Source organism: Stenotrophomonas sp. UBA7606 (assembly GCF_002477705.1).
Taxonomy (GTDB): domain Bacteria; phylum Pseudomonadota; class Gammaproteobacteria; order Xanthomonadales; family Xanthomonadaceae; genus Stenotrophomonas.
Genome location: NZ_DLJW01000091.1, coordinates 33,849 through 58,934, shown reverse-complemented (window position 1 = coordinate 58,934; position 25,086 = coordinate 33,849). Strand labels below are relative to the sequence as shown.

23 protein-coding genes and 1 riboswitch are annotated in these 25,086 nt (G+C 60.7%); of the genes, 16 read left to right on the top strand and 7 right to left on the bottom strand.

Features of this window, described 5'->3' with window-relative positions; translation table 11 throughout:
* Nucleotides 1-314, bottom strand: a 314-nt coding sequence (locus B2527_RS11645) for a TonB-dependent receptor (protein ID WP_293712397.1), incomplete at its 3' end; no start/stop codon positions are given.
* A 115-nt stretch (nucleotides 315-429) separates the two neighbouring features.
* Nucleotides 430-666, bottom strand: a riboswitch (cobalamin riboswitch).
* A gap of 258 nt (nucleotides 667-924) precedes the next feature.
* Between B2527_RS11645 and cobT the strand changes: the two genes are divergently transcribed.
* The 3 genes from cobT to cobS are packed head-to-tail and all read left to right on the top strand — an operon-like array spanning nucleotide 925 to nucleotide 3,328.
* Complete coding sequence (gene cobT / locus B2527_RS11640) at nucleotides 925-1,995, top strand: nicotinate-nucleotide--dimethylbenzimidazole phosphoribosyltransferase (RefSeq protein ID WP_293712395.1); 1,071 nt, start codon at nucleotides 925-927, stop codon at nucleotides 1,993-1,995.
* Between the two features lie 11 nt (nucleotides 1,996-2,006).
* Nucleotides 2,007-2,579 (top strand): histidine phosphatase family protein, encoded by a 573-nt coding sequence (locus tag B2527_RS11635; protein ID WP_293712393.1) that lies wholly within the window; start codon nucleotides 2,007-2,009, stop codon nucleotides 2,577-2,579.
* A complete protein-coding gene (gene cobS / locus B2527_RS11630; protein ID WP_293712391.1) occupies nucleotides 2,576-3,328 on the top strand; it encodes an adenosylcobinamide-GDP ribazoletransferase in 753 nt (250 codons plus the stop codon). The genes B2527_RS11635 and cobS overlap by 4 nt, the downstream gene beginning before the upstream one ends.
* A gap of 108 nt (nucleotides 3,329-3,436) precedes the next feature.
* Here cobS and B2527_RS11625 read toward each other — a convergent pair whose 3' ends face one another.
* The 5 genes from B2527_RS11625 to B2527_RS11605 form a co-directional block, all read right to left on the bottom strand.
* Nucleotides 3,437-3,793 (bottom strand): TfoX/Sxy family protein, encoded by a 357-nt coding sequence (locus B2527_RS11625; RefSeq protein WP_293712388.1) that lies wholly within the window; start codon nucleotides 3,791-3,793, stop codon nucleotides 3,437-3,439.
* Nucleotides 3,790-4,272, bottom strand: coding sequence for a GAF domain-containing protein (locus B2527_RS11620; protein WP_293712385.1), 483 nt, complete (start codon nucleotides 4,270-4,272; stop codon nucleotides 3,790-3,792). The genes B2527_RS11625 and B2527_RS11620 overlap by 4 nt, the downstream gene beginning before the upstream one ends.
* 172 nt (nucleotides 4,273-4,444) lie before the next feature.
* A complete protein-coding gene (locus B2527_RS11615) occupies nucleotides 4,445-4,804 on the bottom strand; it encodes a phasin family protein (RefSeq protein WP_293712383.1) in 360 nt (119 codons plus the stop codon).
* A gap of 395 nt (nucleotides 4,805-5,199) precedes the next feature.
* Complete coding sequence (gene queD / locus B2527_RS11610; protein ID WP_293712380.1) at nucleotides 5,200-5,556, bottom strand: 6-carboxytetrahydropterin synthase QueD; 357 nt, start codon at nucleotides 5,554-5,556, stop codon at nucleotides 5,200-5,202.
* Between the two features lie 114 nt (nucleotides 5,557-5,670).
* Nucleotides 5,671-7,071 (bottom strand): DEAD/DEAH box helicase, encoded by a 1,401-nt coding sequence (locus tag B2527_RS11605; protein ID WP_293712379.1) that lies wholly within the window; start codon nucleotides 7,069-7,071, stop codon nucleotides 5,671-5,673.
* Nucleotides 7,072-7,443: 372 nt separating this feature from the next.
* Here B2527_RS11605 and B2527_RS11600 point away from each other — a divergent pair, with 372 nt between their 5' ends.
* Together B2527_RS11600 and maiA are read left to right on the top strand one after the other, a co-directional pair.
* Complete coding sequence (locus tag B2527_RS11600; RefSeq protein ID WP_293712377.1) at nucleotides 7,444-8,433, top strand: fumarylacetoacetate hydrolase family protein; 990 nt, start codon at nucleotides 7,444-7,446, stop codon at nucleotides 8,431-8,433.
* A gap of 92 nt (nucleotides 8,434-8,525) precedes the next feature.
* Nucleotides 8,526-9,182 (top strand): maleylacetoacetate isomerase, encoded by a 657-nt coding sequence (maiA, locus tag B2527_RS11595; protein ID WP_293712374.1) that lies wholly within the window; start codon nucleotides 8,526-8,528, stop codon nucleotides 9,180-9,182.
* Between the two features lie 147 nt (nucleotides 9,183-9,329).
* Here the strand turns inward: maiA and B2527_RS11590 are convergent, their stop codons facing one another.
* Complete coding sequence (locus tag B2527_RS11590) at nucleotides 9,330-10,460, bottom strand: PilT/PilU family type 4a pilus ATPase (protein WP_293712371.1); 1,131 nt, start codon at nucleotides 10,458-10,460, stop codon at nucleotides 9,330-9,332.
* A gap of 97 nt (nucleotides 10,461-10,557) precedes the next feature.
* Here B2527_RS11590 and B2527_RS11585 point away from each other — a divergent pair, with 97 nt between their 5' ends.
* From B2527_RS11585 to B2527_RS11535, 11 genes are all read left to right on the top strand, one after another.
* A complete protein-coding gene (locus tag B2527_RS11585; RefSeq protein ID WP_293712368.1) occupies nucleotides 10,558-10,944 on the top strand; it encodes a DUF4398 domain-containing protein in 387 nt (128 codons plus the stop codon).
* Between the two features lie 5 nt (nucleotides 10,945-10,949).
* Nucleotides 10,950-11,825 (top strand): OmpA family protein, encoded by an 876-nt coding sequence (locus B2527_RS11580; protein ID WP_293712399.1) that lies wholly within the window; start codon nucleotides 10,950-10,952, stop codon nucleotides 11,823-11,825.
* 335 nt (nucleotides 11,826-12,160) lie between these two features.
* The gene (locus B2527_RS11575; RefSeq protein WP_293712365.1) at nucleotides 12,161-12,379 is read left to right on the top strand and encodes a YdcH family protein; all 219 of its coding nucleotides are present in this window, start codon (nucleotides 12,161-12,163) and stop codon (nucleotides 12,377-12,379) included.
* Nucleotides 12,380-12,553: 174 nt separating this feature from the next.
* Nucleotides 12,554-13,930: a pyridoxal-phosphate dependent enzyme gene (locus B2527_RS11570; protein ID WP_293712362.1), complete on the top strand. Its 1,377-nt coding sequence runs from the start codon at nucleotides 12,554-12,556 to the stop codon at nucleotides 13,928-13,930.
* A gap of 82 nt (nucleotides 13,931-14,012) precedes the next feature.
* On the top strand, nucleotides 14,013-15,200 hold the full coding sequence (locus tag B2527_RS11565) for a cystathionine gamma-synthase (protein ID WP_293712359.1): 1,188 nt from the start codon (nucleotides 14,013-14,015) through the stop codon (nucleotides 15,198-15,200).
* Nucleotides 15,197-15,988, top strand: coding sequence for an ABC transporter permease (locus tag B2527_RS11560; protein ID WP_293712356.1), 792 nt, complete (start codon nucleotides 15,197-15,199; stop codon nucleotides 15,986-15,988). The genes B2527_RS11565 and B2527_RS11560 overlap by 4 nt, the downstream gene beginning before the upstream one ends.
* A complete protein-coding gene (locus B2527_RS11555; RefSeq protein WP_293712353.1) occupies nucleotides 15,985-16,764 on the top strand; it encodes an ABC transporter ATP-binding protein in 780 nt (259 codons plus the stop codon). The genes B2527_RS11560 and B2527_RS11555 overlap by 4 nt, the downstream gene beginning before the upstream one ends.
* A 4-nt stretch (nucleotides 16,765-16,768) precedes the next feature.
* Nucleotides 16,769-18,142, top strand: a complete 1,374-nt coding sequence (locus B2527_RS11550; protein ID WP_293712350.1) for a glycosyltransferase — start codon at nucleotides 16,769-16,771, stop codon at nucleotides 18,140-18,142.
* The gene (locus B2527_RS11545) at nucleotides 18,139-21,726 is read left to right on the top strand and encodes a glycosyltransferase (RefSeq protein WP_293712347.1); all 3,588 of its coding nucleotides are present in this window, start codon (nucleotides 18,139-18,141) and stop codon (nucleotides 21,724-21,726) included. Before B2527_RS11550 ends, B2527_RS11545 begins: the two co-directional genes overlap by 4 nt.
* Nucleotides 21,727-21,742: 16 nt before the next feature.
* The gene (locus B2527_RS11540; protein WP_293712344.1) at nucleotides 21,743-23,014 is read left to right on the top strand and encodes a nucleotide sugar dehydrogenase; all 1,272 of its coding nucleotides are present in this window, start codon (nucleotides 21,743-21,745) and stop codon (nucleotides 23,012-23,014) included.
* A 23-nt stretch (nucleotides 23,015-23,037) separates the two neighbouring features.
* A complete protein-coding gene (locus B2527_RS11535; RefSeq protein WP_293712341.1) occupies nucleotides 23,038-25,062 on the top strand; it encodes a class I SAM-dependent methyltransferase in 2,025 nt (674 codons plus the stop codon).
* The last annotated feature ends 24 nt before the right edge of the window (nucleotides 25,063-25,086 follow it).

Below are 25,086 nucleotides of genomic sequence, written 5' to 3'. Positions count from 1 at the left end.
TCCACCAGCACCAGCACCTGGTTGGAGTTGCTGCCACGCAGGAACAGCGAGGTGATCTTGCCGTTGCCGCCCTGGTTGGCGAAGTCCAGGCCGGCGCGGCCGCGCAGCAGGTCCTGCAGCGAGTTGGCCTGGCTGTGGTCGATCTGCGCACGGTCGATGACCTGCACCGGCACCACGCTGTTCTCGATGGAGATCGGGGTGCGGGTTGCGGTGACGGTGACGTCGTCCAGTTCGGTCGGTGCGTTCTGCGCGGCGGCAACGCCCGGCAATGCCAGGGCAAGGGCGAGCGAAAGGGTGTGGTAAGACAGTTTCATGGAAGCTCCTGGGCCTGCACGCTCCCGTGCAGGCGGATTGGGGAGGCTGCCAGAAGAGGGAGAAGACGGAGGCGGCGCACACGGCGCTACAGCCGCCGCCATGCCCTCCGCATCGCAACCAGTCGGCTTCCGGGCCGGTCTCCGGACTCGCAGGCGAGGCGGCGTGTGCCGCTTCCGTCCAGACGCCTTCCCGTGCCGTGCACAGTGGCGCCATGTCTGGACTTGTCCTGCTTACCGTTGCGGGGGCAGTGCCGGAATGGCGACAGGCTGGAGTTCCAGCAGTGCGCGGCACCGGCTTCCCGTTTCAACCGACCGGCAATGCCGGTCGGTCACCCGAAAGTGCGCGCATTCTATGCCATTGCCGCCAGCGTTGCCGGAATGGGGGTTCACGCTCCCAAGCACGCCCCGGTAGCCCGGGTAAGCGCAGCGCACCCGGAAGTGCAGAGCGCCGCAGCGCGCATCCACACCATCCCGCGCTCATTCCCCGGGTGCGCTGGCGCTTACCCGGGCTACGCGGCGTGTGTTGCCGTGCCCGATGACAGGCCGCAAGCGGCGGTAAGGCCTGGCGAATGGCTAGAATGCGTGCTGCAAACGCAGTATCGGAACAGTCGTGACAGAAACATGGTACGGGCAGGCCTGCGGGCAGCCATCGCAGGAATACCGGCAACGCGCCCTGGCCCGGCAGCGCCAGCTGACCAAGCCCGAGGGTGCCCTCGGCCGCCTGGAGAGTCTGGCCGTTGAACTGGCCGCGTTGCAGGCGGTGGACAGGCCGCAAGCGCAGCGGGTGCCGGTGCTGGTGTTTGCGGGCGACCACGGTGTGACCGCGCAGGGCGTGTCGGCCTATCCCGCCGAAGTGACCGTGCAGATGCTGCACAACTTTGCCGGCGGCGGTGCCGCCATCGCGGTATTGGCACGCGAACTGGGCCTGCCCTTGCATGTCTGGGATGTGGGCAGTCGTGCCAGCAGCGCTATTGCAGGCGTGGTGCAGTCCAAAACCCGGCAGGGCACCGATGATTTCAGCACCGGCCCGGCCATGACCGAAGACGATCTGCAGGCCACCTTCGATGCCGGCCGGCGTGCCGTGGAAACCGCCTGCGCCGAGGGCGCCGATCTGTTGGTGCTCGGTGAGATGGGTATCGGCAATACCACCGCTGCCAGTGCCTTGGCCGCCGCCCTGGCGCAGCTGCCGCTGGACGAACTGGTGGGCGCCGGCACCGGCCTGGATGCGGTGCGCATGGTGCAGAAGAAGAACCTGATCACGCGCGCGCTGAACCTGCATGGCGAGGCCATCACTGCCGCTGCCATACCCGCCGTGGCGGCATTGCAGCGTGTCGGTGGTCTGGAAATCGCCGCGATGAGTGCGGCGATGATTGCCGCTGCACAGCGCGGCATTGCGGTGCTGGTGGACGGTTTCATCGTCTCTGCGGCCGCCCTGGCCGCGGTGCGCATCAATCCCGGCGTGCGGCCCTGGTTGTTGTTCTCGCATCAATCGGCCGAGCGTGGTCACCTGCGCCTGTTGCAGACCCTGCAGGCGCAGCCCCTGCTGGCATTGGACCTGCGCCTGGGCGAAGGTTCGGGTGCGGCCTTGGCCTTGCCTCTGGTGCGCATGGCCTGCGCCCTGCACAACAGCATGGCGACCTTCGCCGAAGCGGCGGTTGCCGATCGCGATGGCACGCCATGATTCTTGATCTGATGCGACACGCGTCCACCGGCCGCGCCGGCTATCTGGACGGGCGCACCGATCCGCCGTTGATCGACGGCGCGATGGATGCCTTGTACCGCTGCCATGCCGGCATCGGCTGGAGCCGGGTGATCACCTCGCCGCGCCGTCGCGCGCTGGACACCGCGCATGCGCTGGTGGCCGGCAGCAACCAGTTCTGCGAGATCCATCCGGATTGGGCCGAGCTGGACTTCGGTGACTGGGACGGCCTGCACTTCGATGAGCTGCCGGCCGAGCAGCTGGCCGGTTTCTACAGCGAGCCCCACGATGTGGTGCCGCCCAATGGCGAGTCCTGGCCGCAGTTCCAGGCCCGGGTGGAAGAACAACTGCACCGGCTGGTGGACGAGGATGATGGCGATGGCCAGCCCGTGCTGGTAGTCAGCCATGCCGGCGTGCTGCGCCTGGCCGTGTCGCGGGTCTGTGGCATGGCCTTGTCCTCGTTGTGGGCGATGCGCATCGACTACGGCACCCGCGTGCGGCTGCGCGTGGAGCGCGGCGATGATGGTCAGCTATGGGGTGAACTGCTGGAGCTGCGTCAACCATGAGCCTGCGCCGCCTGATTCTTGCCACTCAATTTCTGACCCGGCTGCCGACACCGCAGGTGCGCGATTTCCGGCAGGAGGACCTCAGCAGATCGGCGGTGTATTACCCCTTGGTGGGCGCCATCATCGGCGTATTGCTGGCGTTGCCCCTGTACGGGCTGGCGGATCGCCCCTGGTTGGCCGGCGCGGTGACCCTGCTGGTGTGGGTATGGGTGACCGGTGCACTGCATCTGGATGGGCTGGGCGATGTGGCCGATGCCTTCGGCGCGGCGCACCGCAACCCGCAGCGTTTCCTTGAGGTACTCAAGGACCCGCATATGGGCGTGTTTGGCGTGGTCACCCTGATCATGCAGCTGCTGCTCAAGTTCGTGCTGCTGACCGAGCTGGCGGTGGGGCCGTTGTGGCTGGGCATCGTGCTGGTGCCGGCCTGGGCGCGCTGGGGCACCTTGTGGTGGAGCCAGCGGATTCCGTCCCTGCATGCTGACGGCATGGGCGAGCGGTTCTCCTGGCAGCTGCGGCCTGCGGCGATGTGGTTGTGGGCGGTGCTGTTGGCGGCGATCAGCGTGTTCGTCGCTTGGCCGTTGTTGTTGGCTTTGCTGTTGGTGCCGCTGGTGGCGCTGTGGTGGAAACGCAAGCTGGGTGGCATTTCCGGTGATGGCCTGGGCGCCAGCGTCGAGGCCACCGAAACGCTGTTGTTGCTGGCCCTGGTCGTGCTGGCACCGCTGGTTGCGGACGTTGTAGCGGCTGCGTAAGCGGCGAGGCCAGCGCGTCACCAAGCGCTGCATGCGACGCGCGCCCGGTAGTGGGAAACGCAGTGCGCACGAATGGCCAGCGACACGGCTTGCGCCGCTCCTGCAGGCTCAGTCGAAGCGGATCTCGCGGGTCTCTTCGTCGTCGGTTTCAGGCGGCATATGCGTTTCATGCACCGGCCCGGCTTGCTGGCCTGCGCGCGTGGTGGGCAGCGCGCCCGCGGCGGCTTCGTACTCGGCGACCAACTGCTGACGGCGTGCCTCGGGCACTTCCTGCCAGTGGCAGCCGAGCAGGGCGCCTTCCAGCGAATACAGCAGGTTGAGGCTGGGTTTGAAGCCGGCCCGGCGTACCTTCATGAAGGCGCCGACAGCGCCGACCGCATGCAGGTCCTGCTCGCTGCGCAGGCCCACCTGGCGCAGCCAGGCTGCGCTCTTGGGGCCGATGTTGCGCAGCTTGGTGGCGCTCATTGCAGCGCCTCGACGAAGACCTGGGCAATGGCTTCCAGGCCCAGCTGATCGTCGGCATCAAAGCGCGCCAGCACCGGGCTGTCGATATCGAACACACCCACCAGTGCGCCGTCGCGCAGCAGTGGCACCACCAGTTCCGAACGCGAGGCCGAGTCGCAGGCGATATGGCCCGGGAACGCATCCACATCCTCGATGCGCTGGGTCTGGCCGCTGCTGGCCGCCGCACCGCATACGCCCTTGGACAGGGGAATGCGCACGCAGGCGGGCAAGCCCTGGAACGGGCCGACCACCAGTTCCTTGCCATCGTAGAAGTAGAAGCCGACCCAGTTGAGCTGCGGCAGCGCGTGGTAGACCAGGGCCGACAGATTGGCGGCATTGGCAATGCGATCGGCCTCGCCGTGGACCAGGGCGCGGGCCTGTGCCAAGAGCTGGGCGTACTGTTCCGGCTTGCTGCCGGTGAGCGTGGACGTGCTGAACATCGTAAGAGTCTAGCTGCAGTGGGCCCGTGGATTTTGCCAGCGGGTGCCGGCCAGTGCAGCCCCTGTGGATGGAATGCTGGAACGCAGGCAAAAAAAGACCCGACAGCGGGAGGGGGATGCTGTCGGGTCTGGGATTGCGCGGGGGAGGGACCGCGCAAATTCTGTGTGGGGCTCAGCGGGGTTTGCGGTTGCCTTTGCCGGCGGCGGCAAACGGCTGGCGCACCAGCTCACCCAGCGCCTCACCGGCCTTCAGGCTGAGCCCGACCACTTCCTGGTTGGCACTGGCCAGCCGCTCGAAGTTGTCGCGTGCCACCTGCAGGCCCTTGGGCAGCAAGGCCTGCAGATCGGCCTGCGCGCCGGCTTGTGCCAGTTCGCCAAAGAAGCCGGCAGCGGCGGTGGTGTTGCGCTCGAAGGTACGCAGCTGCACGCCGAACACGCTTTCAGCATTTTCCAGGGCCAGCCGGTTTGCGCGGTTGGCGGCAGCGGCGAACTGCTGGGTGTAGCTGCTGAAATCGGTGAACTGAGCGGACATCGGCGAAACCCGGCAGGTCGTGTTGCGGTGCAGCATAGCGCGGATTTTGCGCAATGCAACATTTGATTTTGAACGATTCAGCCAGGGTTGGATGCGTGGAGGTTTGCTCCCTCCCTTTGGTGTAGCCAAAGGGAGGGTTGGGGAGGGGTTGGTTTTGGCCGGTAGAGCCTCTGCCGAGTATGGCTCGGCACGACGCCGTTGCTCCCTCCCTTTGGCGTAGCCAAGCGGAGGGTTGGAAAGGGGTTGGTTTTGCCGGTAGAGCCCCTGCCGAGCATGGCTCGGCACTACCGCGGTTGCTCCTTCCCTTTGGCGTAAGCCAAGGGGAGGGCTGGGGAGGGGTTGGGTTTTGCCGTAGAGCTCCTGCCGAGCATGGCTCGGCACTACCTGGCAGCGTGTCAGGCGCCCTTGTAGCTGCAGCCCGAGGTGCAGGTTTCGTGCACCACGACTTCGCTGAGCAGGGGCAGGGAGGGCTTCAGGCGCTCCCAGATCCACATCGCCAGGCGCTCACTGGTGGGATTCTCCAGGCCTGGGATGTCGTTGAGGTAATGGTGGTCGAGCTGGTCGTAAAGCGGCTGGAAGGCGGCCTTGAGGTCGCTGAAATCCATGATCCAGCCGGTTTCCGGGCCAGGCTCGCCGCTGACCCGCAGCTCCACCCGAAACGAGTGGCCGTGCAGGCGCGAGCACTTGTGGCCCGGCGGGACGTTGGGCAGCCGGTGCGCGGCTTCGAGGGTGAAAACCTTGAAAATATCCATGGCTGCAATTGTAGGGCCGATCGAGGGCGCTCCCTCTTTAAAATCCATGAACCAGAAAGGCCGACGCAATGCGTCGGCCTTTCTTTGACTTCCTATCCCAGCCAAACGCCGGGATCAGGCGCTGGTACGGCTCTGGCCGCGGCCGCCACCGCCACGACGCTGGCCACCACCCGGGTGCGCATCACGACGCTGCTGACCGTTGCCGCCATTGCGCTGGCCGCCCGGCTTCTGCTGGCCGCCACGTCCCCCGCGCGGCGCATCGCCACCCGGACGGCGCGGGCCATGGCCGGCGCTGTTGCCACGACGCGGGGCCTTGTGGCCACCCGGATGCTCGGCCTTGCCCGGCGCGCTGTTGCCCCAGCGGATCGGGGTCTGCGGCTCGAAGCCCGGCACGTCACGGATGTCCATATCGCGGTTGAGCAGGCGCACGATCTGGCGCAGCAGCTTGGCCTCGTCCTGGGCCACCAGCGACACGGCTTCACCGGTCGAACCATTGCGGCCGGTACGGCCGATACGGTGCACGTAGTCTTCCGGCACCATCGGCAGGTCGTAGTTGATGACCTTGGGCAGCTCGTTGATATCGATGCCGCGGGCGGCGATATCGGTGGCCACCAGCACGGTCACGCGGCCGGCCTTGAAGTCGGCCAGTGCGCGCAGGCGCTGGCCCTGGCTCTTGTTGCCATGGATGGCGGCGGTCTTGATGCCGGACTTCTCCAGGAACGTGGCCAGCTTGTCGCAGCCATGCTTGGTGCGGCCGAATACCAGCGTCTGCACGCGGGAATCCTCGGCCAGCAGGTGCAGCAGCAACTCGCGCTTGCGGGCGCCATCGACCGGGTGCACGCGGTGGGTGATGGTCTCGGCAACCGTGTTCTTCGGCGTGACCTGGATCTGCTCCGGGTTGTGCATGAACTCCAGCGCCAGCTGCTTGATGCTGTCCTCGAACGTGGCCGAGAACAGCAGGGTCTGGCGGTTCTGGCGCGGCAGCTTGGCGAGGATGCGCTTGATCGAGGGCAAAAAGCCCATGTCGAGCATGCGGTCGGCTTCGTCCAGTACCAGGATCTCGACGCCGGACAGGTCGACGCTGCGACGCTCCAGGTGGTCGATCAGGCGGCCCGGGCAGGCGACCAGCAGGTCGACGCCACGGCGCAGCATGTCCAACTGGTTGCCCATGCCCACGCCGCCGTAGATGCAGGCGCTGGGGATGCGCAGGTACTTGCTGTAGCCGCGCAGGCTGTCATGCACCTGGGTGGCCAGTTCGCGGGTGGGGGCCAACACCAGCGCACGCGGACGGCGCGGGCCGTTGCCCACGGTCTGCGGCGAGGTGGCCAGGTGCTGCAGCAGCGGCAGGCCGAACGCGGCGGTCTTGCCGGTACCGGTCTGGGCGCCGGCCAGCAGGTCGCGGCCGTCCAGTGCCAGCGGAATGGCCTGCTGCTGGATCGGGGTCGGGTTTTCGTAGCCCTGCTCGGCGAGCGCGCGCAGCAGGAAGGGCGCAAGGCCCAGGTTTTCAAACGACATGGAATGCTCCGAAACTTGAATAACGCGCGCCCAAAAGGCGTGCGTTGCGGGTCATGGAAGACCTGCTGATCCCGGAGCGTTCCCGTAAACCGCGCTGCAAGATCTGGGATGCAACCAACGCGGTGCGCTGGCTGGAATGCGTGACGATAGGCGTCGGAGTGGGGGCGGGCGGGCGGATGGGCCAGGTGGCCGCTGATCCTGCACCGCCGGCGGTCCCTGAGGGAAACGGACGGCCGCTGGCAGACCGCGCTAGTCTAAGGGATTGTCCGGTTTCACACAAAAACGCCTGTTCAGCATTCTTCCGGAGAGGCTGGTGGTCGCGGACATAATCATTACAATTGAAACTTGTTTCTTCGCAGACTGGACACTCCCATGAAGCTTGGTTCCCTGAAGGAAGGCGGCCGCGACGGCACCCTGATCGTGGTTTCGCGCGACCTGACCCGCGCCGTGCGGGCCACCGGCATTGCCGCCACCCTGCAGCAGGCGCTGGAGGATTGGTCCAACCTGGCGCCGCGCCTGAACGCCCTGTCCGAGCAGCTGAACGCAGGCGCCGTGGACGGGGAGTTCGCGCTGGAGATGGAAGCGCTGGCCGCGCCGCTGCCGCGCGCCTACGAGTTTGTCGATGGCAGCGCCTACCTGCCGCACGTGGCGCGGGTACGCAAGGCGCGCGGTGCCGAGGTGCCGGAGAGCTTCTACACCGATCCGTTGATGTACCAGGCCACCAGTGCCGGCTTCTACGGCCCGCGCGATGCGGTGAAGGTGGTCAGTGAGGACTATGGCATCGACCTGGAAGCCGAAATCGTCGTCATCACCGACGACGTGCCGATGGCTGCCACCCCGGAACAGGCCGCCGGCCATATCCAGCTGGTGGGCCTGGTAAACGACGTCAGCCTGCGCAACCTGATCCCGGGCGAGCTGGCCAAGGGCTTCGGCTTCCTGCAGTCCAAGCCGCGTTCTGCGCTGAGCCCGGTCTTCGTCACCCCGGACGAGTTGGGCGCCGCCTGGCAGGACAGCAAGCTGCACCTGCCGCTGGTTACCCACATCAATGGCAAGTGGTTTGGCGCGCCGGAAGCCGGCGTGGACATGCAGTTCAATTTCGCACAGCTGGTGGCCCACGCTGCCAAGACCCGCCCGCTGTCGGCGGGTGCCATTGTTGGCTCGGGCACCATCGCCAACGAAGACACCACCCTGGGCGCATCCTGCTTTGCCGAGCAGCGCACGGTTGAAGCGCTGCGTGATGGCAAGCCGTCCACGCCGTTCATGAGTTTTGGTGACGTGGTGCGCATTGAGATGCTGGACCGTGACGGCGTCAGCATTTTTGGTGCGATCGAGCAGCGTATCGAGCAGGCCGATCAGGCCTGATCCGATCGACGGTAGCGGCAGCAGACCGATGGTGAAGGCGCCCTCACCGTAACCGGTTATGGTGCGGGTGTATGCAAGGGGGAAGCGCTGACATGGAAGCTGGTTTGAAGCTTTACAGCTATTGGCGGTCGAGTGCCGCCTATCGCGTGCGGATTGGCCTGAACCTCAAGGGTTTGGCCTACGCGATCGAACCGGTGCACCTTGTCCGTGACGGCGGCCAGCAGCATGCGGCCGGCTATGCAGCGCTCAACCCGCAGCAACTGGTGCCGACCCTGCGCGATGGCGAACGGGTGCTGACCCAGTCGTTGGCCATCCTCGAGTATCTGGACGAACTGCATCCGCAGCCGGCGCTGCTGCCGGCCGATGCCGGCGGCCGCGCCCGCGTGCGCGCGCTGGCCCAGCAGGTGGCCTGCGATATCCACCCGCTGAACAACCTGCGGGTCATGCAGTTCTTCGACCACGAATGGAACGTGCCGCAACCCGAACGCGATGAGTGGACCCTGCACTGGATGCGCACCGGCTTTGCCGCGCTGGAGCAGATGTTGATTGGATCCTTCGACACCGGCCGGTTCTGTCACGGCGCCGAGCCGGGCCTGGCCGACTGCTGCCTGGTGCCGCAGATGTACAACGCCCGTCGCTTTCACCTTGATCTGGCGCCATATCCGACCCTGCGCCGCATCGAGGAAGCCTGCCTGGCCCTGCCGGCCTTTGATGCTGCGCGTCCGGAAAACCAGCCCGACGCGATCTAGGTCCGGGGATTGGGAAATCGGGATTGGGGGGGCACGGCTGCGGCCCGATGCTCCGCTGGCGCAGGGCGTGGCCCTGCAGCGGTATTCCAGCTGCAAGGCGCACCGTCAGGTCACCGCTCTCCGCAAGCCCCCAATCCGGGTTTTCCCTCAGAACCCGTGGGTGATCGCCGCCGGCGCCATCGCGGCGAAGTCCGCATAGGGATCATGTTCGCCACTGCCACCTTCGGACAGGCGGAACTTCAGTGCCAGGCCGTCGCGTGAATCGGCCGCGCGCAGGGCTTCTTCCTGCTCGATGATGCCGTCCTTGGCCATGCGGAACAGGCACTGGTCGAAGCTCTGCATGCCTTCCTCCAGCGACTCTTCCATGGCCTGCTTGATGGCGTGCACTTCACCGCGGCGCAGCAGGTCGCGGATCATCGGCGTGTTGAGCAGCACCTCGGTAGCCGGGCGGCGGCGCCCGTCCACGCCCTTCACCAGGCGCTGGGACACCACCGCGCGCAGGTTGAGCGACAGGTTCATCAACACGTTCTTGTGCGCGCTCTCAGGGAAGAAGTTGAGGATGCGCTCGATGGTCTGGTCGGCGTTGTTGGAGTGCAGGGTTGCCAGGCACAGGTGGCCGGTCTCGGCGAAGGCGATGGCGGCCTCCATGGTCTCGGCGTCGAGGATTTCGCCGATCAGGATCACGTCCGGCGCTTCACGCATCGCGTTCTTCAGCGCGTTGTGGAAGGCGTGCGTGTCCAGGCCCACTTCGCGCTGGTTGACGATGGACTGCTTGTGCTTGTGCAGGAACTCGATCGGGTCCTCGATGGTGAGGATGTGCCCGGTCGAGGTGCTGTTGCGGTGGTCGATCATCGAGGCCAGCGAGGTCGACTTGCCCGAGCCGGTCGAGCCAACCACCAGCACCAGGCCACGCGGGGTCATGATCACGTCCTTCAACACCTGCGGGAGGTTGAGCTCCTCGATGCTGGGGATGCGGCTCTTGATCGCGCGGATGACCATGCCCACTTCGCCGCGCTGCTTGAACACGTTCACGCGGAAGCGGCCGGCATCGGCCAGGGCGATGGCCATGTTCAGCTCCAGGTCGCGCTCGAACTGCGGCACCTGGCCTTCGTCCATCAGCGAGTAGGCGATTTTCTTGACCATCCCCGGCGGCAGGCCGGTATTGCCCAGCGGGTACAGCTTGCCTTCAATCTTGATGTAAACCGGCGCTCCGGTGGTCAAAAACATGTCCGAAGCGTTCTTTTCGGTCATCAGCTTCAAGAAATAGCCGATATCCATGCGCAATGTTTCCCCAACAAACGGCGGCGCGCCGTTGCAAGCACGCCTAAGGCTTGACGACAATGGCCGTGCACAGTCATTCGGCAACGGCTCCCCAATGAAACCTAGCTTCGCACAATTAAGACGCATCCTGTATGTGACGGTCTGCGCAACCATGCTATGTGGCAGCGCTTTTGCGCAGGACCCGGCAGCGACCGATCTGGTCGCCGCCCAGCAGGCGGTGGACCGCGCCGACCGCGCCGACGCCGACCAGTACGCGCCGGACACCATGGCCATGGCCCGCCAGCAGCTGGAGCAGGCCCAGCGGGCGGCCCAGGACCGCCGTGAGCGCAAGCAGGCGCCGGTGCTGGCCCAGCGTGCCGTGGCCGACGCCGACCTGGCCCGCGCCCAGAGCGAGGAGGCCGTCGCGCAGGCGCAGTTGGCCCAGCGCAAGGCCGAGGTCGAGCAGCTGCAACGCCAGTTGGCTTCAGGGGAGAACCGCTGATGCGCATGCGTCATCTGATCGTGGCCGGGCTGCTGGCCCTGCCGTTGCTGGCCGTGGCGGCCGAAGACCCGGCCGTAGCCGGTCTCAACCAGCGCCTGGTGGCCCTGCAGGCCGACATGTATACCGCCGAGGTGGCGGCCTACGAGAAGCTGCAGGCGCAGCAGGCCATTGCCAACCTGGCCAAGGCAAAGCGCAAGGATCTGGACAATGCCCGTTACCTGGCCGAGCGCCGGGTGGCCATTGCCGAGGCGGCCAGCCGCACCGCCGTGGCCCGGCGCCAGCTGGACGAGTTGGAGCGGACCCGCAGTGAGTTGCTGATCGAAGCCAGCCGCCGCGAAGCCACCCGCGCCCGCCAGGAGGCCGAGCGCCTGCGTGTGCAGACCCAGATCCAGGCCGAGGAGGCCGAGCGGCTGCGGCTGGCCGCCGAAGCCGAAACGCTGGCCCGCCAAGATGCCGAAACCGCGTTGACCAGCGTGGCCGGCCGCCAGCAGGCCCGGCTCAGCACCGCCCAGCAGAACGCAGCCAAGTTGGCCCGCGAGGAGGCCGAGCTGGTCTCCGGGCACAAGTTGCCGGGTTCCCGCTTCGACAACCGTGGCGAGGTGTTCACCCTGGCGGGCGATGCCTTCGCCGCAGGCCAGGCCAGCCTGTCTGCCGCTGCCGGCAATCAGGCCAAGGCCTTGGCCGAGTACCTGAACATCGGCAAGAAGGGGCGGGTGACCATCGAGGCGTATGACAGCGCCAACGGCGTGGGCCAGCGCCGTGCCCAAGCCCTGAAGGATGCCCTGGTGGCGGCCGGTGTGGCGGCCAACCGCATCCAGGTCACCGGCAAGAAGGCCGCTTCCACCCGTGCCCGTTCGGCGGAAGTTATCGTTGCCCCGTGACAAAGCTAAATGACTGACTTTGTTAGTTTTTTGTTCGTTGTTCTGGGCTGACTGCGGCAGCCATTCCGGATTTGTCCGTGAATGGAAGGCAACACTTGCCGGAACCTTTTTGCAGGCGTAGGGTCAATTGTCCGGGTGGCAAATCCGCCGCCCGGACAGCGGAGGGCCGAGCCGGTGCAGCAGTGGCGCGAACCAGTTTCCGAAAGCGCTCGATCGAAGGGTCGGGGTTCGGTGGCTGGTTGCGTGATCAGCAGCGCTGGTGTCCAGCTCTCCATCCAGCAACGCCCCGTGCCGCAAGGCCGGGGCGTTCTTGTTTCTGCATGAAGGAGGTAGTCATGTTCGAAGGGCAGCCGCAGAGCGAAATCGACGCGTTGATCAAGGCCAACCCCGAGTTCAAGCAACTCTACCAACAGCATAAAAAGCTGAACAAGAAGTGCATGGATGCGGGATTAGGGGTACTACCGATCGACGATGTCACCCTGGCCCAGATGAAGCGGGAAAAGCTTCTGGCCAAGCAGAAGCTTCTGCGGATATACGAAAGTCGCGTCAACTGAACCTTCCCCACACGTAAGCGTTCATGTCGCGGACGGAGGCGGCCTCCTCGTCGGTCGCCCCCGTTCGCGCCACTTTGCTGAACCGTAATGGTCGGCCATTTGCCTGACATTCCTCGGCATCCATCGGATAATCGCCAGTCCGGCCGCACAGCGGCGCGATTCCGAATGACACCGATGCCCATCCATTCTTCCGTCCTCGAACTTATCGGCAACACGCCCATCATCAAGGCCCAGCGCCTGGATGCCGGCGTCTGCGAGCTGTACCTGAAAATGGAAAGCTCCAACCCGGGCGGGTCGATCAAGGACCGCATCGGCCTGTCGATGATCGAGGCTGCCGAACAGCGGGGCGATCTCAAGCCCGGTGCCACCCTGGTGGAGGGCACGGCCGGCAATACCGGTCTGGGCCTGGCACTGGTGGCCCAGCAGAAGGGCTACAAGCTGATCCTGGTGGTGCCGGACAAGATGAGCCGGGAGAAGATCTTCAACCTCAAGGCCATGGGTGCCGAGGTGGTGTTGACCCGCTCGGACGTGGCCAAGGGCCACCCGGAGTATTACCAGGATCTGGCCAAGACCGTGGCCGACAACACCCCGGGCGCCTACTTCATCAATCAGTTCGGCAACCCCGACAACCCGGCGGCGCATGAGTTCGGCACCGGCCCGGAGCTGGTGGAGCAGATGGCCGAAGTGGGTGGCCTGGATGCCATCGTGGTGGGTTGCGGCAGCTCCGGCACCATGACCGGCCTGAGCCGCGCGCTGGCCAAGCTGTCGCCGCACACCGAGGTGGTGCTGGCTGACCCGGTGGGCTCGATCCTGGCCCAGTACATCAACGAAGGCACGCTCAGCGAGAAATCCGGCAGCTGGCTGGTCGAGGGTATCGGCGAGGACTTCCTGCCGGGCATCTCCGATTTCAGCCGGGTCAGGAAGGCCTATGCCATCAGCGATGCCGAGAGCTTCCACACCGCCCGCGAACTGCTGGGCAAGGAAGGCATCCTTGGTGGTTCGTCCACCGGCACCCTGCTGGCTGCCGCCCTGAAGTACTGCCACGAGCAGACCACGCCGAAGAAGGTGCTGGTGCTGGTGCCGGATACCGGCAACAAGTACCTGTCCAAGATGTACAACGATTACTGGATGCTGGACAACGGCTTCCTGGAGCGCCCCCAGTACGGGGACCTGCGCGACCTGATCCTGCGGCCCTACAGCCAGCGCGACACCGTGGTGGTGGCGCCGACCGACCTGCTGACCACCGCCTACCAGCGCATGAAGCTGTACGACGTGTCGCAGTTGCCGGTGATGGAAGGCAGCCAGCTGGTCGGCATCATCGACGAGAGCGATGTGCTGCTGCATGTCTACGGCGACGAAGCCCGCTTCCGGGACCCGGTGTCGGTGGCCATGGTCAGCAAGCTGGACCGGCTGGACGTCAAATCCCCGATCGAAGCCCTGCTGCCGGTGTTCGACCGTGGCCAGGTGGCGATCGTCACTGACGGCGATGCCTTCCTCGGTTTGATCACCCGGATCGATCTGCTCAACTACCTGCGTCGCAGGGCTCAGTGATTTCCGAGGGCGCTCTGCGGGCGTCCAACCAGAATATTCAGACGAGGCTGGTAGAATCCGGCCTCTTTAGCTGGAAGTAGCCATGACGGATCAGCATTCACGCAGCCAGGACGGCGAGCGCAGCTTGTCGCTTGCCACCTTGGCCATCCACGGCGGGCAATCGCCCGACCCCAGCACCGGCGCCGTAATGCCGCCGATCTACGCTACCTCGACCTATGCGCAGTCCAGCCCGGGCGAGCATCAGGGCTTCGAGTATTCGCGTACCCACAACCCCACCCGGTTTGCCTACGAGCGCTGCGTTGCCGCGCTGGAAGGTGGCAGCCGCGGGTTTGCCTTTGCCTCGGGCATGGCCGCCAGTTCCACCGTGATCGAGCTGCTGGACGCCGGCAGCCACGTGGTGGCGATGGATGACATCTATGGCGGCAGTTTCCGCCTGTTCGAGCGCGTACGCAGGCGTACGGCCGGGCTGGATTTCAGCTTCGTCGACCTGACTGACTTGGCAGCCTTCGAGGCAGCGATCACGCCCACCACCAAAATGGTGTGGATCGAAACCCCGACCAACCCGATGTTGAAGATCGTGGACATCGCTGCGGTCGCCGCCGTTGCCAAGCGCCATGGCCTGATCGTGGTGGTGGACAACACTTTCGCCTCGCCGATGTTGCAGCGGCCGCTGGAACTGGGCGCGGACCTGGTGCTGCACTCCGCAACCAAGTACCTCAATGGTCACTCCGACATGGTCGGCGGCATGGTGGTGGTTGGCGACAACGCCGATCTGGCCGAGCAGATGGCCTTCCTGCAGAACTCCATTGGCGGTGTGCAGGGGCCATTCGACAGCTTCCTGGCCTTGCGTGGCCTGAAGACTCTGCCGCTGCGCATGAAGGCGCATTGCGCCAATGCGCTTGAACTGGCGCAGTGGCTGGAAACCCACCCGGCAGTGGAGAACGTGATTTATCCGGGGCTGCCTTCACACCCGCAGCATGAATTGGCGGGCAAGCAGATGGTCGGCTACGGCGGCATCGTTTCTATCGTGCTCAAAGGGGGCTTCGAAGCGGCCAAGCGTTTCTGCGAGCGCACGGAGCTGTTCACCCTGGCCGAGTCGCTTGGCGGTGTGGAAAGTCTGGTCAATCATCCGGCGGTGATGACGCATGCCTCGATCCCGGTGGAGCGCCGTAACCAGCTGGGCATCAGTGATGCGCTGGTGCGCTTGAGCGTGGGGGTTGAAGCTGTGGCGGATCTGCGTGCGGACCTTGAGCAGGCGCTGGCCGGATGAGTCGTTCGCTTATCGGTGATTACATCGACAGCTTCCGTAACCCGGGCTTTTGGACTTATTCCACCTGGTTGGAGTTGGTAACCAAGTACCGGCGCTCGCGGTTGGGGCTGTTCTGGGCGTTGTGCCCGGCCGTCATTTATATGTTCGGTGTTGGCGGCTTCTTCGGGCACCTGCAGGGGCATGAGCCGGGGATGTTCATTCCTCATCTGGGTATTGGCTATGTGGTGTTCCGGCTGATCACGATCAGTTTGAGTGAGTGCACTACGACGCTGCCTGGTCATTCCAGTTTTATCTTGGATGGGCGAGTCAGATTGACGGATTACATTCTGCGAGTGGTTGCCAAGGCGATGTTCTATTTCGTCATGGCGCTGCCGGCGATTGTTGTGGCACTGATAATAAGTTCGACCTTCCGTTGGGAAGGTCTGATTATCGCGATACCTTGTTTCTTCTTGGTGCTTTTGAATATTGGCTGGATGGGGGCGATTGTCGCCGTGCTCGGAGCGCGGCTGCAGGACGTTCATGAGCTGATCGGAAGCATTTTGATGTTCGCGTTCCTGTTCACGCCAATCATCTGGTTCGGCAGTCAGGCGCCGCTTGGCACTGTTCGTGGAACCATAGCGCGTATTAATCCTCTTTATCACATGGTAGAGAGCGTCAGGGCGCCGCTGTTGGGCGAGCCCATCGCGAATTCAACGTTTCTTTATTTGACGTTGATGTTGCTCGGTGGGTGGTTGATCGCCTCCATTGTGTATCGTCGATATGCACGTTTCGTGCCGGTGTGGATATGAGTTCGAATATCTATCTGCGGGCAGCCAAGGTTAGTCTGGATCTGCCTGTTTACTCTCAGGAACAGCGTAGTCTCAAGGCTAGCCTTAGCGTATTGATGCAAGCTGCGTTCCAGCCACCCAGGCGGGTGATGCGCCCGACGTTGCGGGATATCAGTTTCAATCTCGAATCAGGCGAGAGATTGGCTGTATTAGGACGAAATGGCGCAGGAAAATCTACGTTGCTGCGTGTACTTGTCGGTGCCTATCCCCCAACCAGTGGAAGTCTCCAGATGTCTGGTCGCCGTCAGGCGCTACTCAATCTCTCTCTGGGCTTTAGTCAAGAGGCCACTGTGGTGGAGAACATCCTTCTGCGTGGCATCGCCATGGGGCTCCGGGCAAAGCAAGCCCATGCCATCGTGGATGAGGTTCTTGAATTTTCAGAGCTGAGCGCGAAGGCGGGAGATCGGTTGCGAACGCTTTCTTCTGGACAGCGGATGCGCTTGGGGTTTGCATTGGCTACCGCCGTTCAGCACGAAATACTGATCATGGATGAGTGGATTGGCACCGGTGACGCAGGGTTTGTAAAAAAAGCGCAGGAGCGCATTCGCTCTCGCGTGGATAGTGCTCAGATCGTTGTGTTGGCTAGCCACAATTTCAAATTGATGGAAAATGTCTGTACCAAGGCAATACTGCTTGATGGTGGGCGGATTCATTGCGCGGGGCCGGTGAAGGAGGTGCTTGCTCAGTTCCAGCAGGTACTGCGGACTCCGGAAGTTGCCCAACAGGCGAGTGAGTGAGCTCATGCATTTGTTGCTGATCGCGTACGATTTTCCTCCTGTGCCTTCGCCGCAATCCTTGCGCTGGGCTTATTTGGTGAGGGAGTTGTCGTTGGCGGGGCACACTGTGGAAGTGATTGCGCCCGATATCCCTGACAATGGGCCTGGAGGACTGCCAAGCTTGCCCAAAGAAGTGGCTGTCCACAGGGTTGATCCGGGACGCTTCTCCAGGCTGCTGCGGGGGCGTGCACGTCGGGATACCTCATCAGTCGATGCGCCGGTGAATACGACTGGGCTGATTCGAGCACCTGCTGGTATATCCAGCCTTAACTGGAAGGGCAGGCTTCGCCGCCGGCTTGAAGCATCTTTGGGGCTTGGTGGAGGGCTCAATTGGAAGGGTGTTCTGGCTGAAAAGGCCAAGTCCATTGTGTCCAACCAAGTATTTCCCGATTATCGGGTTGAATGGGTCGGGCCAGCTATAGAAGTGCTTGAAGCGGTGGTGGCTAAACGGCGGCCAGATGCGGTTATTGCATCACATGAGCCAGCTTGTTCGTTGCCGGTGGGATTGGCTGCGGCAAAGCGAGGCTTGCTGCTCGTGGTCGACATGGGCGACCCCGTTTTGGCGCCTTACACCCCCGAAAAATGGCGGATGCAAGCCGGTGCGCTGGAGCGGTCGGTTTGCGACGCTGCGGTAATGATCAGTGTGACCACGGAAAGCGCAGCTCGAACCCTTAAGCTGCGCCACATGATTCCTGAGGATAAAGTTCACGTGATGCCGCAGGGTTTCGATCCTGGTTTCATAATGCTTCCGCAGGATCAAATGCTCGATTTCGATGAGTCGATCTTGGAACTTCTCTATACAGGTAGCTTCTATAGCTTCCGGCGTGCCGAAGAGGTTTTGAGTGCGGTGCGATCGGTGCCTGGAGTTCGTCTGACTGTAGCTACTGTCAGTGCCCCCGATTACTTGATCATGGCCGCAGAGTCAGCACCTCAGAGCATTAGGCTTGTTGGGTTCATGCCGCACCGCGGAGCGCTGGCAGCTCAGCGGTGCTGTGATGTTCTCGTCAACCTCGCCAATGCCGATCCAGTCCAGGTTCCAGGGAAGGTATTCGAGTACCTTGGCGCCGGCAAGCCGATCCTCCATCTGCGCGGCGAGCTCCGAGATGCCACCGGCGAGATGCTTATGAGTATGGGCGCCGGATGGGATATGGTGTCAGAGCAGGCGTCGATCAAACAGGCACTGCAGGAGATGAAAGATCTTAAAAGGGCCGGAAAGTTGGGGCAACGAGCGGTCGATGCCGACAACGCTGTGGCGTACGCTTGGCCACAGCTTGCTCGAAGCTGGAGCGCTCATTTGTGTACGATCATCGGGCAGAGAATCGCCGAGGTTGCGCCGTGAATTCACTCCGCCGTGACTTGGAGCATCGCTTGCTTGAAGCAATTCTTCGGATCCAAACTCTGGAACAGCAGCTTTCCGAGTCTGCGGATGATGCAAGCGGTATCCAGCACTACGCCATTTTGAAGGGCAGCATCGGGGCATTGCAGAAAGAACTTGAAGCACTACGCGCAAGTGATGCTTATCGTCTAGGTAGACTATTGGTTGACACTTCGCGCAATCCGCGGCGCCTCGGAACTTGGCCGGGTATAGCTTTCCGGCTTATTAAGCGTCGGGTCCGTCGCAACAAGGGTGTTACCCAGGACCCGTCCGTACTGGCCGCGCTTCCCGAAGCCGGGCCTAAAGAGCGTAGCGTGGTGGGAGCCAACATTGCGGGAGAGCTGGTAGAAGTTCCTGCGCCAAATGATTTACCCCTTGATATCTCGAAACTGCGCATCGCGCTCGTTTGTGATCGGTTTACGTGGGATAGCCTGTCAATGGAATGCGAAGTATGCATGCTAGACCCGCAAAACTGGGCTGAACAGCTTCGCACTTTTCGACCGCATTTGGTGTTTGTAGAGTCGGCTTGGACGGGGCTGCAAGGCGAATGGGAAGGGAAAGTTGTATCTGCTGGACTGGAAATCGCCTCTTTGGCTTTGAGTTGCCGTCATGCTGGTCTGCCGGCTTACTTCTGGAATAAAGAGGATCCTCTTCATTTCGAAGCATTCATTCAAACAGCATCTCTATTCGAGCATGTATTCACAACCGACGCGGAATCAATTCCCGAGTATCGACGCAAGTTGGGGCACTCGCGAATAAGCTTACTGCCTTTCGCTGCCCAGCCTCAGCTGCACCATCCTTTTGCGGACGCGAACGAGTCTCGTGAGAATGGCAGCTTTTTCGCCGGGGCGTGGTATGGCTATCTGACGCAGCGCTGTACTGATTTTTATAAGCTAGCCACGGCGCTTTCCTTGGCGGGGCCTTTCCGGATTCATGATCGTAATGATGGCAAAGGCGGCCTGCAGCGACGCTATCCACAGCATTTTTCGAGATTCCTTTGGCCGGCAGTGGCCTATGAAAAGACGCCGGCTTTGTACCGCGGTAGCCAAATTGGGCTGACGCTGAATACTATCAAACAAAGTTCAAGTATGTTCGCGCGTCGTGCTCTGGAGCTCGCTTGTACGAATACGTCGGTGTACAGTAACTATTCGCGTGCGCTTCGATTGATGTTTGGTGATTTGTTCAGAATCACGGACGACGGGCACACAGCACTTGATTGGGCCATGACAGAGCTGGAGAATCCCGACGAGTTGGATATCAGGGCCCGTCGTTTGCTAGCTATGCGGAAGGTGCTTGCTGAGTTCACTTGGTCTACCCGTCTGGGTACCATTTTTCGACAGTTGGGAGGCGGATCTTCACCATCGGCATTGCGCGAGATCGTTGTTATCTGTCGCGTATCGGATTCAGCGCAGCTCGCAAGATTGATGAGGATGGTTGAAAGACAGAAAAGGGTTCGTGTCAATTTGCAGGTCGCGTGCTCGGATAATCTGATTTTGCCCGCCGCAGTCGGAAGATTGCACGCAAATGAGCTGGAGCAGCCTTTGGAAAGGCTCTTTCCGGACAGCTTGGTTGCGTTGTGGTCGGTTGATGATTGTTACGGTTCCTACTACCTGTCGGACCTTGTGGACTGTTTGAAGTTCAGGCAAGGGGAAGTAGTTGGAAAGGCTTGCTTCATGAGCTCACGGGCTGGAACCCTTGCTCTGGTCGGTGAAGGCTTGGATTACCGACGTGTAGATCGGTTGGCCTGGCGCAGGTCCTTGGCCAAAGCCCGTTTCTGGCCGTTTACTGCTGGTGAACTGCTCGCGAATACGGAGCAGGGTCATTTCGTGGGCGAAGGCTTGCTTTCGACCGATCGCGAATCTTATCGGGAGTCGTCTCTGGAAGATAACATTCCAGAAATTGGCATTGCCGGAGGCGGCGAGGGGTTGTCTTTGTCCGAGCTAGAGTCTTTTGTTCGCGAGATGGCTGAAGCAGTGGATTGCGAGGGGGGGGCAGAGCTTTCGGGGGAAACGTTGGCTGCGTTGTTCGACGGAATCAGCCTGCCTGCGCAGATATCCATTGCTTCAAAGAATGGTTCAATGGAATTGGTCAGCAAGCTCGCGAAAGGAATTGCGGAAGCGGCGTTCTCCAGGCCATTTTCTGCATCAAGTTTGCATGATGGGCGAAAAGAAACCCATGTGCGACTGCAGGCGGCGTTGAGTGCTTCATGTCATTTTTACCTTGACGAATTGCTGGGTGATAATCTAACCGTTGGTAGGCGATATCGTTTGTTGCCGGAAACGACTATAACAGTGCCGAGTGATATCTCCGTTTCTTGTTATCGGCTTGCGGTAGGTCTTGAGGGGCCATATGTCGGATATGTGAGTGCGTTGGTTATTGGCGATGGCTTGCCGGTGCCGCTAGTGCTTCCTGGCAAAGGACGGTTGCTAGTGGTCGTGAATGGATATCCCCGCTCGGAAGACCTGTACAGGAATGCATTCGTCCATACTCGCGTAAAGAACTATCTACGGCGCGGTATCGGAGTTGATGTGGTGTGGGTTTCTTCTCATTTGCCGAAGCACGCGTACGAGTATGATGGCGTACCGATCATCGTGTGTGATGCTGCAACTCTGCGTTCAACGCTTAGGTTGTCCGGCCACTCAGCGGTGGCTGTGCACTTTCTTGACGAGGAGTTGTGGGAAGGCATTTCCGAGGCGGTTGAGCACACGCGAAGCGTTGTTTGGGTTCACGGCGCTGAGATACAGTCCTCGAAACGGCGCATCTTCAATTACAGAGATGAGATTTCGGCAGCGCACGCGGAGATGCAAAGTCAGTCGCGGAAGCGTTTTTGGCAGAGACGGTTTGCTGACTTTCCAGCGAAGCTGGAACTGGTATTTGTGTCTCAGAATCTCTCTGTGCAGGCTAGAGAGGATGTGGAGGCCGAGTTGCCTATCGGTGCTTGGCGAGTAATACACAATCCTATCGATACGGATGTATTTACTTACCTCTCCAAGCCTTCGGATCAGAGGTTTAAATTTCTTTCGATCAGGCCGCACGCCACTCGCATTTATGCCAATGATTTGGTGGCTGCGGTGATCCACCGCCTAGCCTTTTATCCCGAATTCACAAGCATGACTTTTACTTTGGTTGGGGATGGAGAGCTGTGGGAAGAGAACTTCAGTTCTTTGAGGCAGTATTCCAATGTAATTCTTCGGCGCGAATTTCTTGCACCAGCGGAAATTTCTGCTTTGCATCGGAATCACGGGGTGTTCTTGGTTCCCACCCGGGGTGATACTCAAGGCGTCAGTCGTGATGAGGCGATGTCATCGGGTCTGGTTCCCGTTACTTCAAAGATTGGGGGGGTGCCGGAGTTTGTTGATGAGACCTGTGGAATGGTGTGTGAACCAGAAGATGTCGAAGCAATGGTTCAGGCTTGTCTTGAAATTGTCAGGAATCCTGCTCTCTTTACGGACATGTCGCGTGCCGCCGCGAAGCGGGTTAGATCGCAAAGTGAATTTAGTATAATTACCGATCTTGAGATTGAAGTGCTCGGTTTAGTTGATTTCTAATAGATAAGGATTTTAAATGGATATTTCATCAACTCGTCTCGCCATCGTTGGATTGGGTTACGTCGGTCTTCCACTGGCTGTGGCGTTTGGTAAGAAGATTCCGGTGGTTGGGTTCGACATCAATAGCGGCCGAATCAATGAGCTCGTTGCTGGTATAGATCGAACCCTCGAAACCAGCTCGGAACTTCTAGCTTCTGCACAGTATCTTTCTTACACGCATGAGCTTGCGGACCTTAAAGATTGCAATGTTTTCGTCGTCACAGTCCCTACTCCTATCGATAATGCGAGACAACCCGATTTCGATCCGTTGCTGAAGTCGAGCGCCGCGATTGGTTCGATTTTGAAGAGGGGGGATATCGTTATCTACGAATCGACCGTCTATCCCGGTGTGACGGAGGAAGTATGCGTCCCGGTTCTGGAGAGGGCCTCCGGTTTGAAGTTCAATGTCGACTTCTTCTGTGGCTACAGTCCTGAGCGCATCAATCCTGGCGACAAGGAGCGGACGGTTACGAAGATTATGAAGGTAACTGCCGGGTCGACTCCTGAGGTCGCGGACTATGTGGATGATCTTTATCGAATGATCATCGAGGCTGGAACTCACAAGGCCAGCTCTATTCGTGTCGCAGAAGCAGCTAAAGTCATCGAAAACACTCAGCGAGACGTGAATATTGCTTTGATGAATGAGCTGGCTCGCATTTTCCATCGCATCGGCATCGATACCCAGGAGGTTTTGGCTGCTGCTGGAACGAAATGGAATTTTATGCGCTTCCAGCCGGGGCTTGTTGGGGGGCATTGCATTGGCGTCGATCCGTATTATCTCGCACACAAAGCGACGATGCTTGGGTATAATCCGGAATTGATTCTTGCTGCACGTCGTATCAACGATGATATGGGTGATCATGTCGCTTCCCGTATCATTCGCAGTATGGCTGGCGCCGGAATCAACGTTGTTGGCTCCAAAATTCTGGTCCTCGGATTCGCCTTCAAGGAAAATTGTCCGGACCTGCGGAATACAAAGGTGATCGATTTGGTGAGGGGGCTCGGCGGGATAAACGCCCAGATCGACATATACGACCCTTGGGTGTCTGCAGAAGAGGCCAATCATGAATATGGTGTCGAGCTAGTTGCAGATCCGAAGTTTGGCGACTATGACGCTGTCGTTCTCGCAGTTGCCCATCATCAGTTCCTCGCTGCTGATGCAAAGGTGAGCGACTACTTGAAGGCCAATGGCATTGTTTTTGACGTGAAGGGCGTCTTGCCTTTGTCCGAAAATACTTCGCGTCTCTAATTTTCTACGAGGGGTCGACCGGCGTGAACTCATTGCAAAGAATTTTGAGTCGCCCTCAGTTTCAGCTCGGAGGAAGCATTGCACTGCTTTCCTTCGTGCTGCTTTGCTGTGTCGCGATATTTATCGTTGACGGCGATCTGCGGCTCTTGTTTGCAATATTGGCGTCTGTCTCGGCTTTTGGCTTTCTATGCTCCCTAGTTATGGCAGTGCAGAATAGTGTTTATCAGGCTAAGGCTGACATTGTTTCGACTGTCACTGCAGGTTTGGGACGGGAGATGATGGATCTGCGCTCACGCTTGGACGATCTGGCGGAGAAAGAGCGGATGGCGGCGGTCATGGCTGCCGCTATCGGCAGGACCGCAACAGATCATCACGAGCAACTCGCAAGCGGAATATGTGGTTTGGCTCAGGATTTGTCCGAACTGGGGCAGCGTTTGTCAGCAGTTGAAGGACATCTATTGAATGCAGATGGAGTGGTTTCGGGATTACTTGAGCGGGTTTCGAGTGCTCAAGTTAAGCTTTCTGGCATCGATCAGCGCATGCTGGGAGTCGCCAGCGGAATAGCGAGTGTTAGTGGCCAGCTTTCATCGGTGGAAGAATTTGTCTCCGATGCCGGCAACCAGCTTGGCAAGGCGCACAATGCTCTAGCTGCGGACATTCTTGGGTTGGCTTCCTCCGTGCATCGGAATATGGATGAAATGGGGGCCATGATCGTCAAGCGCAACGAAGACTGTGTACGTAACTTGATTGCAATTGTAGAGAATGGCCAGGTTCGAATGAATGGCTTGAATGCTTCGATGCGACGCGACCTTGCTTTGATACAGGAGACATCGGCTACTGATGCAAGTCGCATAGAGCAAACTTTGTCCCAGTTGTTCGAAGCTGTTTCAGCCGATTTGGCGCTTCACAACGAGAAGTTGGGGGGCGTAAGCGAGCGATTGTACATGTTGCGAGTAAGTGGCGATGCTGGATTCTCTGATCTGCATCAGCGGATGGAGCGTGATTTGGCATTGTTTGAGAAGGAAATGGCGGCACTCGACAACGCCATAAGCGAGGTGAACTCTTTGGTGCGCGGGTCGTTGTCAGATCTCTTGGATGGACAGACCTTGGTTGCACGAAATGCCGAGGAGGGGATCCTCAAGATTGAACAAGGGATTGCCCAGCTAGCAGGAGGTCTTATCCCGCAGTTCACGGAAATGGCAGGTGTGGCGCGTTCGATAAGTGAAAGGATAGATACATCTGCACGTGCTATCGAAGGGTGCGTTGATGATTTGGCCGCTTCGACCCAGGAACAGAATGTGGAGTTGCACCAGGCGCTTGATGTCCTCGCTGGGGAGTTTCACGACGCCAGGGAAAAATTGCTCGCCACTACAGTTGATGAGCATTGGCTCAGAGGTTTGGTGCGTCGAGGCTTCGGACCCATGAAGGTCGAGATCGTGCAGGAGGTTGAGGCGTTGCTGCAACTAAGGCGCGTTCTGGATGTCGATCATCCTGTTGCATTGTTGGGGGGATGGGCGATGGAGCCGGTATCGGTGCTTGGTATCGTGAAGTTAATATTGGAGAGAAAGCCAAAGCTCGTTGTCGAGTTGGGAGGTGGCGCTTCGACTCTATGGATAGGTTATGCACTGCGCAAGGCTGGTGGCGGCAAGATCATCTCCGTAGATCACTTGAGCGAATTTCGGGACAGGACCGAGGCCGCTTTGCGCCAGCACGGGTTGCAGCATTACGCTGAAACTCGGTTAGCTCCTTTGCGGCCAGTGAATATCGGTGAAGAGACCTTCAACTGGTATTGCATTGACATGTTCGAGGACGTTGACGCTATCGACATAGTCCTGGTGGACGGGCCGCCGGCGAAGAGTGGCCCCGCCGCGCGATATCCAGCGATTCCGGTTTTAAGGGATCACCTGCATGATGGCGCGCTCGTGGTTCTCGACGATGCGGATCGGATTGCAGAATCGAAAATCGCCAAGCGCTGGCTCCGTGAGAACGACAAACTTGAGTTCTATGGCAATATCGGTGAAAGGACAAGGCTGTATCAATGGAACTGAGTACCAAGAAAGTAGAAGGAGGTA

Excerpts from the sequence above, each read along its gene's own strand:
- B2527_RS11635 (WP_293712393.1), top strand. The coding sequence starts at position 2,007 with ATGCGACACGCGTCCACCGGCCGCGCCGGCTATCTGGACGGGCGCACC.
- cobS (WP_293712391.1), top strand. The coding sequence starts at position 2,576 with ATGAGCCTGCGCCGCCTGATTCTTGCCACTCAATTTCTGACCCGGCTG.
- B2527_RS11625 (WP_293712388.1), bottom strand. The coding sequence starts at position 3,793 with ATGAGCGCCACCAAGCTGCGCAACATCGGCCCCAAGAGCGCAGCCTGG.
- B2527_RS11620 (WP_293712385.1), bottom strand. The coding sequence starts at position 4,272 with ATGTTCAGCACGTCCACGCTCACCGGCAGCAAGCCGGAACAGTACGCC.
- B2527_RS11615 (WP_293712383.1), bottom strand. The coding sequence starts at position 4,804 with ATGTCCGCTCAGTTCACCGATTTCAGCAGCTACACCCAGCAGTTCGCC.
- queD (WP_293712380.1), bottom strand. The coding sequence starts at position 5,556 with ATGGATATTTTCAAGGTTTTCACCCTCGAAGCCGCGCACCGGCTGCCC.
- B2527_RS11605 (WP_293712379.1), bottom strand. The coding sequence starts at position 7,071 with ATGTCGTTTGAAAACCTGGGCCTTGCGCCCTTCCTGCTGCGCGCGCTC.
- B2527_RS11600 (WP_293712377.1), top strand. The coding sequence starts at position 7,444 with ATGAAGCTTGGTTCCCTGAAGGAAGGCGGCCGCGACGGCACCCTGATC.
- maiA (WP_293712374.1), top strand. The coding sequence starts at position 8,526 with ATGGAAGCTGGTTTGAAGCTTTACAGCTATTGGCGGTCGAGTGCCGCC.
- B2527_RS11590 (WP_293712371.1), bottom strand. The coding sequence starts at position 10,460 with ATGGATATCGGCTATTTCTTGAAGCTGATGACCGAAAAGAACGCTTCG.
- B2527_RS11585 (WP_293712368.1), top strand. The coding sequence starts at position 10,558 with ATGAAACCTAGCTTCGCACAATTAAGACGCATCCTGTATGTGACGGTC.
- B2527_RS11580 (WP_293712399.1), top strand. The coding sequence starts at position 10,950 with ATGCGTCATCTGATCGTGGCCGGGCTGCTGGCCCTGCCGTTGCTGGCC.
- B2527_RS11575 (WP_293712365.1), top strand. The coding sequence starts at position 12,161 with ATGTTCGAAGGGCAGCCGCAGAGCGAAATCGACGCGTTGATCAAGGCC.
- B2527_RS11570 (WP_293712362.1), top strand. The coding sequence starts at position 12,554 with ATGCCCATCCATTCTTCCGTCCTCGAACTTATCGGCAACACGCCCATC.
- B2527_RS11565 (WP_293712359.1), top strand. The coding sequence starts at position 14,013 with ATGACGGATCAGCATTCACGCAGCCAGGACGGCGAGCGCAGCTTGTCG.
- B2527_RS11560 (WP_293712356.1), top strand. The coding sequence starts at position 15,197 with ATGAGTCGTTCGCTTATCGGTGATTACATCGACAGCTTCCGTAACCCG.
- B2527_RS11555 (WP_293712353.1), top strand. The coding sequence starts at position 15,985 with ATGAGTTCGAATATCTATCTGCGGGCAGCCAAGGTTAGTCTGGATCTG.
- B2527_RS11550 (WP_293712350.1), top strand. The coding sequence starts at position 16,769 with ATGCATTTGTTGCTGATCGCGTACGATTTTCCTCCTGTGCCTTCGCCG.
- B2527_RS11540 (WP_293712344.1), top strand. The coding sequence starts at position 21,743 with ATGGATATTTCATCAACTCGTCTCGCCATCGTTGGATTGGGTTACGTC.